At 47.5% G+C, this 12,631-nt stretch carries 2 protein-coding genes and 1 tRNA gene; all 3 read left to right on the top strand.

Annotated elements, in window-relative coordinates; all coding sequences use genetic code 11:
- Positions 1-55 precede the first annotated feature (55 nt).
- Positions 56-134 (top strand) — tRNA-Met (locus tag RT717_RS00910).
- A gap of 1,003 nt (positions 135-1,137) precedes the next feature.
- Entirely contained in the window at positions 1,138-10,494 is a 9,357-nt protein-coding gene (locus RT717_RS00905; protein WP_317489865.1) for a hypothetical protein, read from the top strand.
- 250 nt (positions 10,495-10,744) lie between these two features.
- On the top strand, positions 10,745-12,619 hold the full coding sequence (locus tag RT717_RS00900) for a family 16 glycoside hydrolase (protein WP_317489864.1): 1,875 nt from the start codon (positions 10,745-10,747) through the stop codon (positions 12,617-12,619).
- The last annotated feature ends 12 nt before the right edge of the window (positions 12,620-12,631 follow it).

Here is a 12,631-nt window from a genome sequence, read left to right as displayed (position 1 = left end):
ATATGATTTCATTTGGAAGAAAGAAAGGAAAAAATGCCTTCAAAACTATTTTAAAGGATATTTATTTCCATATGGCATCAATAAAAACCTGACTCATAATCAGGTGGTCCCTGGTTCGAGCCCAGGTGGGCCCACTAAATTTAGAAACGAAAGCACTTCTTCATCGAGAGGTGCTTTTCTTGTTTTGTACATTACTCTGGGCGAGAAGTCTATCCGCCCACCGGCGGAAGCCCAGGTGGGCCCACTAAATTTAGAAACGAAAGCACTTCTTCATTGAGAGGTGCTTTTCTTGTTTTATACATTACTCTGGGCGAGAAGTCTATCCGCCCACCGGCGGAAGCCCAGGTGGGCCCACAACTGATAATCAAGCACTTACAAATGAAAATCGTAAGTGCTTTTCTATTGTCGCCAACAATTGAGGGATTTTGGATCAAGCGGAAAACCTGGGGTATAAAACTCAAAAGGAACGTTATTCGATTCAGCAAATAGGCGGCAATAAAAAAGCAAAACTGGTTCAATGCGTCTCGCCCGTCCGGGCTTCTCCAGTCGGACAGGCTTGGGCCTTTTGCTTTTTTATGACCACTTGGGATATTGGGTTTAAAGGGTAATCTCCAAGAAATACAGATTTACCTGTAACTACCCCAATCAAGGTCATTTCCCTGATTCAAATTCTCCTGGAAAAATAACTCAGCGATACCGGCATAAACCTCCCCTAAAACAGGTAGAAATAGTCCCATTTCCGTACCAACGACAGACCATCAACTAACTGATGTAATATTTCTACCATTTTTTATGGAAAAATGAGCGTGTTACTTGAATCATTAGCTAAGCTGGCGGGCTCAGAATCAGCTCATCGTTTCCAAATTCAGTACTTATGTTCAAAATATAACAATCTCCGCACATCTTATCAAAGCTCAAAATCTTAGTGTCGCCAAAAATCAAGACATACTTTTTCGATAATCAAAACTCATTGTCATGTACTTTTTTGTCCGAAAATTCGACGAATACTGGCAATTCTTCTACCAACTGCTCCGGCACTATATTAGAATTGTCTAATTTTGAATGTAGTATTATAAACTTACCCTTTTAATCCGCTTTTGATACCTTTTCCGAATTAAGTAAGTCATTCTAGCTTCTATGAGAAATGTTTTTGTCGCTGCCACCTTCCTTTCATTACTTGGCGCATTTTCCAATACCTACGCCCAAACCGGCCCGGCGGGCATTGGTAGTGGCGATGGTTCAATTGCTCCCCGAAACGTACTGTGGTTGAAAGCCGATGCAGGTATTACCCAGTCAAGCGGTAAAGTAAGTGCGTGGGCCGATCAATCTGGCAACGGGCTGAATGCTGCCCAGGCAAATGGCACATGGCAGCCAACCTATACTGCAAGCAATTCCAACCTGAACAACAAGCCATCCATTAATTTTGGACCAACGGGCAGCACCAACTATAATTTGGCGGTAAATGACAATTCACTGCTGGATTGGTCGTCGGCTATGAGCTTCTTTTTAGTAATAAGAACCGAAAATAGCGGCGTCCAGGGGATTTTAAACAAAAGAACGGGAGTTGGAGCCAATCAGTCTTACCGACTATTTAGAAACTCCGGCAGCATCAGTGCCGATATCAGCGATGGCGGTACGGCCAATGTAAGCGTCACCGATAACACCAATTACGTTATCTCAACCACTTATGATCACACGCTGGCCGGCAACAAGTTCTTCCTCAATAGAAACTCTGTAACAAGCAGTGGCGCCAATGTAACAACTCCTTTGCCAGACAATGCATCACCATTATATATCGGAAATTTCAACCTAAGCGACAACCGAAGCTTTCCAGGCGATATTGCGGAGGTCATCATCTACAATGGAGCAGTAAGCGCCCCGCAAAGGGTCATCATTGAAAACATGCTTGGTCACAAATATGGGATCAACCTGACCACAAACGATATTTTTGGCAACCTGGGCACCTACAATACTTCTTACTTCACTCAATACAGAGGACTGGGGACAGTAGACGGCACCGTCAAGGTGACTTCTGCCACTTCCGACGCATTGCAGATAAGAGAAGTAAACAGCTCACTGGACGCCGGAGAGTTTGTTGCTTTTGCTCACGATGGCACAGCACATGCCGACGGGCTTGCCACCCAAATCGGAGCTGGTGTTACCTCACGTTGGGCAAGAAGTTGGTACGCAGAAGTAAGCCAGTCTGGGGTAGTCAACGGAGGCGGTGTCAATGCAGAGTTACTTTTCGACTTTGGCGATGCCGGACTCACCTACTCAGGTAACCTCAACGAATATGTTCTGCTTTACAGAAGTGATGTCTCCGCTAATTTCACGAGCATATATGTGGACAAATATTCTCTTGAAAGTGGCGATAAAGTGGTGGTTTCTATTCCGGCCTCAAGGTTTAAATCCGGATATTATACATTAGGGAAAGGAACTCAGCTTACATCGAAAACATGGTATGTGTTTCAGGACGGCGACTGGTCGAATTCAGCTACCTGGACGCTGGACGCTTCCACAGCACCTATCGTAAAGAACCCCGGCAACAACATCCCTGGTGCCGAAGACGATGTAATTATCAGACCAGGCAGAACGGTGACCGTTCAGCCAGGCACAAATAACATAACCGTCAATTCTATGGAGGTGCGTGGCAACCTGTATCTTACAACTTCCACTGGTCACAACTTCAAAACGATAAACGGCAACGGTCAGATCAGGCTTCAGGGAAATGGCGGCACCACCAACTTCCCAGCGGGTATTACAACAGGGAATATCGGCTTTTCTGACCCCGACAACGGCGGAACTTTGATCATGGCTGGCGCAGGGGACATGACATTAGCGGTTGCAAGAACCTTCAAGAATCTGCGGATCGACAAAGCAGCGGCCACTGACAAGGTCATTCTCGCTTCCAACTACAGCCTCTATGGAACCCTCACCGTTAGAAACGGAAAGTTTCAGTTTGGCGACGGCACTACCACAGCCAGAAGCCTCACCGTTGGCGGCGACGTAATAGTGGAAGACAACGGCAGTACCAGGATAGGAAGCATAACTACAGCAAATGCCAACGCTACTCATTCATTTACCATTTCGGGCAACTTCACCAACGATGGTCAGTCATACTTCACTAACCGGACAGACTTTGCTTCCTTGGCGGCCAGATACAGCCCATCGACAGCCTACTACACTACGGACGATGTAACGGGCAGGGTCAACACCTTTTTCAATAGCGCCACCAAAGATCAGACCGTCGACTGCAACAACCTGACCTATTTCTCAAGAATTGTTATCGACAAAGGAACAGACGAATCCTTCACGCTTTCCATTCAAGCGCCGGACAGTGCTTATTTCCGATTGCTCGGAAGAGCCAACTACGATGTCGACTCGGACATAACTGCGGCAACATCCAACCTGAACGCTTTCGCCCTTATCAGAGGAACGGTAAAACTGGGGGTTAACGTAGCAGTCCCTGTAATTAATACTACCGGAAATTACTCAATCCCAAAAACGGCAAAGCTTCAGATTGACGGAGGGTTTGTGGCCAAAACCGGCGGCACGGCCATTGTGCCTTATGGAACTGTAGAAGTTACGTCAGGAAAGCTAATAGCTTCCGTTGGAAGCGGCTTAACTCTGAGAGACGCCGGAAAGCTGAAAGTCGATGGTGGTACTGTTTATATGGCAGCGTTCAGAACATCGGTAAACGGCCTTTCTGCTCAGGGAACGTACGAACAAAATGGTGGTACTGTTACCATCAATGGCGGCGGGTCAGTCAATGCTGACTACGCCCTATTCTCCCTTACCTATACAGGTAATGTATTTGTAATGACCGGTGGCGATCTGATTGTGAATGGCAGAAACAATTTAGGCACCTCCAGCCTCAGAGGAAGTATATTTATCAACTGCGACCCTGGTAATCAGGTGGTAACTGGTGGCACGGTCACTTTCCAGTCAAGCACAACCACCGAATACCGAGTTACATCCAGGGCTCCTTTCTACAATGTAAAAATGAGAGCTACCGCAGCTTCAGTGGGCAATATCGTCCTCATCGGCACTACATCAGGTACCGGAGGAGGCTTAGATGAGCCATCCGTCACTGCACAGCCTCTGGTAGCACTTAACGACCTCATAATCCACGGATACAGCGACACCTATCACAACAACCCGCTGGGAAACTACCCCGTTGTATTTGCACCTATCACATCTGCTATTAATAACAATGACGTATATGTTGGTGGCTCCTTCTATATTGGGAGAAACTCTACTTACCAGGCTGTGTTTGGGGGCGTTGCTCCTTATGACGGTATTGCAGATCTGCCAACAAGTTATAACACTACCTTTTTCAATCAAACGATTGGCACTTCTACTGTCGACACTGTCTACTACGGGGTAACGAGCGGAATCGGGCAGCTAGAAACTGGTAGCGTGGTGCTCAACAGAACCAGCGGCAATGAGCTCAGGCTGGTGGCGAGAACGGGAAACACTGGTGGAATCAGACTGGACGTTAACGGAGACATTTCTGTGCTATCCGGAACGATGGATCAAAATGCTTATACGCTGAGGATTTGGGGAGCTATCACCAACAACGACCGTCTGGGAACTTACTTCAGCGCAGGCCCATACCCAACAGCCTCTGGCACACCCCCCACCGCACAAATTCGCTTCAGAGAAGACCCGCCAGTTACCATCACTACGACGAATGATGCAATCTTCGGAAACATCAGGTTCAACGTGGGGGCGGCTTCTACAGTCGAATTGAATAGCGATGTTCTTTTCGAAAGAGTAGAATACCTTAACGGCAGGGTTTATGTAAAAAACCACACTTTGACCATTGATGAGATATGGAACATCAACAATGGCGGAGGAAACTTCTTTAATAGTGACGTAGCCAACACAAGCGTCATTAGAGTAAACAACGAAGGCATTACCGGAAACATCCTCGTCTTTACCGACGGAAACCCCAGTGATGGTGGCCTCAAGCTCAAGGTAAGAGGCAACACGATAACAGAAGATGAAACGTCGAGGCTAAACAATACCGCCCCTATCACTTTTCCGGTTGGATTTACGCTCGATGGTGGTACTACTTTCTACTCGAGACCAGCCCAAATGAAAGTGAAGGACTTTTCCGACGATGGCTATGTCCAGATCAACGTAGTCTCAGGCGAGCTGCAATTAACGGATCTGTCGGGAGGACAAGTACTTCAACACTACTGGAGAGTGAGGCACAGTGACTTTACGGTAGTACCAAATGTGGCTTTTCGCTTCTATTACAGGGCATCAAACAGTGTAACTGCTGGTGTAGACCGGCCTAGCTTAGAACCTGCGGGTTTAGAGGAAAACTATGTGCCTGGCTATGTTCTTGATGAGACGCCCTTTACAAGGGCCTACGAGTCTAACCCTGTAAGTGACCTGACGGACATTGTCACATCTGCTTATCAAAACACAAACCAAAACAATGCTACCCGCTACATCACTTTTAATGGAACAAGTACCGGAGGAGAGTTTTCTCAAGCAGGCTTTGTAGGTTTTCCGTTGGCCAATGCGAATTTTACTGCGGGAGAGACTTCAAGATTTGCGGGCACACCTCTCGTGTACTACACGAAGGGTCGTGACCTTACGGGCACGCAGCCGAGATGGGAAACTGCCAATACCTGGACCCGCTCTGATCAGCCTGGCTTCAACAGCGCCAATCCACACCTAAGTACCAACCCTGATTCACCCGACACCCCAGGGCCCGGAGACGTTGCTATTATTGGCTTTTTCCCTTACGACGACCCTAAAACTACCTACCGGGGTTACCCCCACTCTGCAAGAATAGAGACCGGTAATCTGGAGGCAGCGAGGCTTATCTTCCAGCAAATGACAGATGGGTCGGGCAACGCTCCTGTGGCCAGAAAATACCTGGCGGAACTTGGGGGTGTTAACATCTTCCAATTTAGACCTACTTTGACATGGAGTTCTACCGGAATAATAGATGCGAAAACAATTGAGGGAGAAGGCACAATACGAATACGTGGATTCGGATCTGACACAAGAAAAGACCCTAGTTTTGCGAGCATAGATATGGGAGATTTTGTTTCACAGGATTCCGCCTATCTTTTGTATGAGGGATACGAAACTTACACTATCAACAATATCCCAGACGAAATGCCCAACCTGATGATAAGCACGGATGGCTGGGGAGTTAATGACAGAGAACTGACGATTACCAAAGATTTTACTACCAACCAAAATCTTGAAATTCAAGGAAATTCCAATCTCATTCTTGGAAATGGAGCCGGCGGCAATGCCACGATCAATGGCAATTTGTACCTGGCGCCTCTGGTTTCTAATGTTGGAGGAGGAGAGCTAAGGCTGCAAAACTCGGGAACAGCCCGCACAGTTACTGTGGCCGGAAATGTCTATGTGGGTAATTCATCGGGGGCGGCAGCTACTGGCGGTAGCGTGATCAGGGCACAAAGTGGTGGCACAGTTAACCATAGTTTATTGGTAGGCGGCAACATAGTGCTAAACACCACAGGCAGCAACACCACTATTACTCCTAACGGCAATGGGTTGATCTTCGGAGGAAATGGCGAGTCAAATATCCATCTCACTTTGAATGGAAACATTTCAGGGTCACTCACCACAACTAGTGGCAATACCCCCCAGCTGTACAGAATAGCCATCAATAAGAAGGAAAACCCATCTGCCAGCTTCACATTTAATGACAATTTTACACTAAGCGGTGCAACCAATACTGCGGCCAAGGCCATTGAAATAGTTAATGGGAAACTTGTATTGAATGACCCACTAATCGATGTGACACTCTCAAGTGGAGGCGGTAATTTCCTTCTGCCGAATTCCCTCAATACTGAAGCGACCTCCGGATCTGGCGGCTTAGAAATCCAACAAGGTGTAGCCAGGGTAAACGGCGCAAACACTGGTATTATACTTGACGGACCACTCGTCATCAGTGGCGGCTCGCTGAACATGGATGGCGGCGTTGGAGTCAACAACTTTATAGAGTACTCAGCTTCTGGAAATGCATCCATCGAACTTTCTGCAGGCAATCTGACAGTAGGTTCTCAGGTAAGGAGAAGCACCACATCAACTTCGGGCATTCTTAAGTACACGCAAACTGGAGGTGTTGCAGTATTTGGAAAGAACGCAGTTCCAACCACCACAAGGGGAGTATTTGAGGTGATCAACCCCGGAAGCGAGTTCAATCTTGATATTGACGAAGCCGCAGGAGAGTCTTTTACCGTAGTTCGCCACCTCAACTCAACATCGGTACCAACAGTTCGACTTTCCCCGGCTACAAGCAGTATAACCGATGGCTCCACAATTACTCTTGGAAATGCAGATACGCCCGCTTCGCAAACGAACTTCGGCATTTACTCCAGCATCAATCTTGAAACACTGCGGATTGGGTCTGCCAACGTGACGGCTAAAATATACACAGCACCGCTCACCGTTGACAACCTGTCCATCACTACGGGGAGTACATTTAACGCCAATGGCCTGGATCTGACGGTAAATGAGGGCATTGTAAACGATGGTACATTTGTTTCGGCTGGCACGATTGCCAACAACCAAACGACCTTCTTCCCAACCTCTTCCACTGGAACGATATCGGGCTCTGGAACTACCACTTTTTGGAATCTTGAAAAGTCAGGATCAGGCTCACTTGTACTTGCAAAGTCCGTGACTGTTGCAAATAATGCCGACATCCTGGCTGGCACGCTGAACACTTCCACTTACGCCTTCAACATTAAGAAGGATCTACTGCACGACGCCACACATATAAGCGCAGCAGCAGGGCCTGGAATAGTTTTTAATGGGACAGAGAAACAAAACCTTGGCAGGTCTTCTTCAGGACTAAGCTATTTTGGGGTTGTAAACCTTAATAACGCAGCAGGGCTTATCATCACTGATACTGACGAAAACTTTCAGGTGGACCAAAAGCTCGTTCTCACCACCGGAGTACTTGATATTGGAGGTAACCTTCTTATCATTCCTGAGACGTCAACCATAGAAAATGGAAGCGGTGGAAAAGCCTATACAGACTTTAACGTGCACAGGATGATTCAGACCAACAGCTCCATTAAAGACTTTGGCTTGAGAAAGATTTTTCCAACGATTACAGCAGGCAACACCACTTTCACCTTTCCGGTCGGTCTTACATCATATACGCCAGCTGTGATAACGGTGAACGATATTTCTGCCAGCTATATTACCCTCAGGCCGGTTGCAGATTTGGCCCCCATTGCCGAGGACGCAGAAACGGCTGGAGCCTGCACCGATCCCGAGATAGTTGACTCCGACAACGTACTGCAATACTATTGGATTATCAAATCGAGCGGCGTAACAGGCCTCAATGGCACGCTGGAAATGTATTATGATGCAGCCGACTTTTCGGTAACCGCCCCCTATACAGTAGCCAATTACGGGCCTGCAAGACTTTATAACCTTGGATCATTCTGGGACAAAGTATTTACGGAGTCTGAATTTGACGAAAACAATTTGAGAATCGTCTACCCTCTCAATTCCAATACTGACGGAACCCTTGAGGGTATATATACTGCTGGTGTGACCTTACAGAACAATGGCTCCTCATTGCTCTGCGGTGCCGCCATACCTGATATGGTTCCTTCCTTTACAACATACGAACTGGCTTCGTCTGGCAATTATTACAGCGACGCCTCCTACCAGGAGGGGACGTCACCAGCCCCTGGCTCCTCGTCAGATATTGTCGTTAAGTCTGGCTACACCCTGGTTCTGAATTCCAATAATATCCGGATCAGGAAAACGACAATTGAGGCGGGTGCAACACTGGAAATTGCCTCAGGTTTTTCCAACCACAACCTCGGCTTTGTAGCCGGTGCCGGCACCTTGAAACTCACCTCTGACGGAAGCTCTGTAGCGTTCCCCACAGGAGACTATCAGGAATTCTTTCCGGATGCTAATTGCATTGGCGGAGGCGGCCTTGAGTTTGCTGGTAGTGGTTCTTACGCTGTGCTCAACGATATACCAAATGTCAGAAGGCTGGTTTTTTCCGGCGCCGGCGACAGGACTGTACCCAATAACAATACACTTAAAGTGTGTGAAGACCTGGAGATACTAGGAACAGTTAAAGTGGTGGTTCCAGACGGCAATAATTCGACTTCAGTGTATGGAAACATATACAAGTCCGATAACTCAAGCTTCGACAATGGTGGTGGAGCAAGCAAAATAGTACTGAGAGGCCCTGCTGCCCAGAGTGTGTCAGGCAACTTCACTGGAACCAATGCATTTAATAAACTTGAAATCAATAATGCAAACGGAGTCACCATTGTCAACAACACTGACGCCGCCAGGGGAATTAGTGCCAATGCAGATGTGGATGTAGATGGACAGCTTATCTTCACAAATGGACTCATAACTACCAATACCGATAACACGCTTAGATTAACACTTAATGGCACATTGTTTGGGTTTAGCTCAGCCAGGTACGTGAACGGGCCGTTTGTGAGAGTGCTGCCACCAAACGTTTCATCCTACACCTTTCCGGTGGGTAAGGGATCCAGAAGCGGTGAAATGCAAATCAAGGCCCCAACTGGCTATGTAGGCACCAAGGATTGGATAGTAGAATATTACAATGGAGGAGCGTCCGCCATTGGCCCCGTGACAGCAGTTGACCCTGCCGACGGCATTGTGAAAGTGAGCGATAATGAATACTGGATGATCAGTGTACCCTCACCTGCCAGTTCAAGCGTTAAACTGTCATGGACAAGCCAGTCTGATGTTCAAAGTACCATCAGCAATCTTAGAATGGCATTTTGGTCGGGAACCCTGTGGGACATGATCACCACCACGAGCGCTCCTAGCGGCTCGCCAACAGGAGGCTCAATGACTGCCGGACCCCTTAGTTATAGTACCAAGTTCGTGACTTTTGGCACGACCGACGAAGATACAACCCCACTCCCGGTCGAATTTTTAAGCTTTAGCGCTACTGAGTTAAATGGCATTGCGATACTCGACTGGGCCACAGGCTCCGAAACTAACAATGATTTATTCGAAATTGAGCGCTCTGAGGATGGCATGGTGTATCAGAAAATTGGCGAAGTAAACGGCGCTGGTACCACGACCAACAGGCAGGATTATGCGTTCACTGACTTCCAGCCATTCTGGGGAACATCCTACTACAGGATCAGGCAAATTGACTTTGATGGCCAGTTTGACTACAGCAAGGTTGCTTCCATCAGGATTCAGAAGGAAACTCCTTCCATCAATGCATACCCCAACCCGCTCCAGTCGGATATAAATATTGCTGCCAGGGGTCTTGAGAAAAACTCTCCGATATACTATTATATGACCGACCTCAATGGGGCTTTGATCTTGCGAGGCGAAGGGTTAGCCGACAGACGTGGTGACTTTTTCAGCGCTATCCTTCTGCCGGGAAATCTCAGTGCAGGCATTTACGTTTTAGTACTCGAATCGAAAAATCAAACGCAAAGATTCAAGCTGCTCAAAAAGTAGACTTTATATAGTAACGTCAGTTCTCTTTTGGGGCTGCTTTCCGAATTTGAAAGAATCGGAAGGCAGCCCTTTTCTTTGATGATTTTTACTCTATTTTACAATTGCGAGCGCCACATTTCCTTCCATTTTTTGCCAAAATTCATATTTCAGCCTAATTTCAGCCCCGCCTATTTAGGCACATACAATGGATTGTTTTACGGGCTAAGTAAAGCCCGCTTTTGCTACTCAGAAATTATAACTACTGATACATATGACGAAACGACTCGCATTCTCACTGACTCTCTGGTTGGCAGCATATGCTGGCTGGGCTCAGGAAGGATACAAAACACTCCCGCTAAACGACCTGTCATCGTTCAAGGCGCAAGCTGGCAACTGGATGATAGTTGGCGACGTAACGATGGACAGAAATCTGTCCATTCACCATGAGGCACCGCCAGTTGAAACAGGCAAAAAGAAGAAAAAGAGTAAGGCCGCACCTGAGCCGGAGCATCCAGTAAAGTATACTTCCGGGCAGGGCATCCTCCTCAATTTCAACGACGACCAGAAAAAAGATAACCTGGTCACCAACTGGACTCATGGCGACATTGAGCTGGAGCTTGAGGTCATGATTCCCAAAGGATCCAACTCTGGCATTTACCTTCAGGGCAACTACGAAGTACAGCTCCTTGACAGCTGGGGGGTGAAAAACCCTGGCTTTGGAGACATTGGAGGTATTTATCGCAACTGGGAAAATGAGCCAGCAAAGGCTTATGCCGGAAAGGCACCCCGGGTAAATGCGGCAAAAGCCCCTGGCCTTTGGCAAACAATTAAAATTTCTTTCCAGGCTCCCCGGTTCAATGCCGCAGGTGAAAAAGTAGAAAATGCCCGGTTTGTATTTGTGGAGCTAAATGGTGTGCGCATTCACGACAACCTTGAAGTACCACGCCTTACGGGCGGCCCGATTAATGACAATGAAGTAGCAGAAGGGCCCTTGATGATCCAGGGAGACCATGGCCCGGTGGCTTTCAGAAACATCCGCTACAGATTGCTAAAGCCAGCTAACGTGGCGCTATCTGGTATCAACTACGAAGTTTTTGACGGGCATTTTGAAAGTGAAAAGGATTTTAAAGACCTGAAGCCGACTTCGATAGGCTCAACAGAACAACTCACCTGGGAAGTAGCAAAGAAGGACAACGAGTTTGCTGTAAAATATTACGGAGCCCTGGAAATACCAGCTGACGACACTTACACTTTCAGCGCCAATACCGGCAATGCGATGAAGCTGGTCATTGATGGGCAAACGATTTCCAACTATTATGAGCGAGGTGGAAAGCCCGTAAAGCTTACAAAAGGCACCCATTCGGCTGAAATTACCTACTTTAAATATGTGAGCTGGGCGAGTCCAAACATGGGACTGTGGGTAGAAAGCTCCAACAGCTACCCTCAGGCATTGCACGCCTTTAGCTCTTTCCCTCCTGCCAGCAACGTGGCCTCTCCGATTATTGTCGAAACTGGTAATAGTCCAAGGCTGCTGAGAGCATTTCTTGATTTCAAGAGAGACAGAAGCCAAAGGCTTACGCATACCATTGCCGTGGGTAATCCTGCCGGTCTTAACTACATCTACGACATGAAAAGTGGTAGCGTAGTGTGCCTTTGGAGAGGTGGTTTCATTGACGCAACACCGATGTGGCACGACAGAGGTGACGGCTCATTCAGGCCAATTGGTGTGGTGGAGTACCTGACCAGCAAGCCAACACTGGTATTGCCTGGACAAAGCAGTGCCAACCTTGAGCTAAACAACATCCCTGATTTCAGAAGCAGCGGGTACACCCTTGATGGCGATGGCCTTCCAACCTTTCTCTATACTTACAGCGGGGCGAGCGTGAAAGATAAGAGCAAGCTGGTGGAAGAAGGAAAAGTGCTTCAAAGGGAAATATCTGTTGAAAATGCACCGGCAGGCAGCCAGGTCAGAATAGCCGAAGGCAGCCAGATTAGAAAACTGGATAATGGAGCCTATGCCATCGACGGCTTTGACTATTATATAGAGCTGAAATCAGCACAGGAGGCCACTATTGCCGACAAGGGGGCCACAAAAGAGCTCCTGGTGCCAGCAACTGGTTCGGTTGTTTATCAAATTGTTTGGTAATAAAATCTGAAA

The sequence above is a fragment of the Imperialibacter roseus genome (genome assembly GCF_032999765.1).
GTDB classification, from domain to species: Bacteria; Bacteroidota; Bacteroidia; order Cytophagales; family Cyclobacteriaceae; genus Imperialibacter; species Imperialibacter roseus.
Note: the sequence above shows the minus strand (reverse complement) of the source record. Positions and strands in the feature narration are given on the sequence as shown.

Excerpts from the sequence above, each read along its gene's own strand:
- RT717_RS00905 (WP_317489865.1), top strand. The coding sequence starts at position 1,138 with ATGAGAAATGTTTTTGTCGCTGCCACCTTCCTTTCATTACTTGGCGCA.
- RT717_RS00900 (WP_317489864.1), top strand. The coding sequence starts at position 10,745 with ATGACGAAACGACTCGCATTCTCACTGACTCTCTGGTTGGCAGCATAT.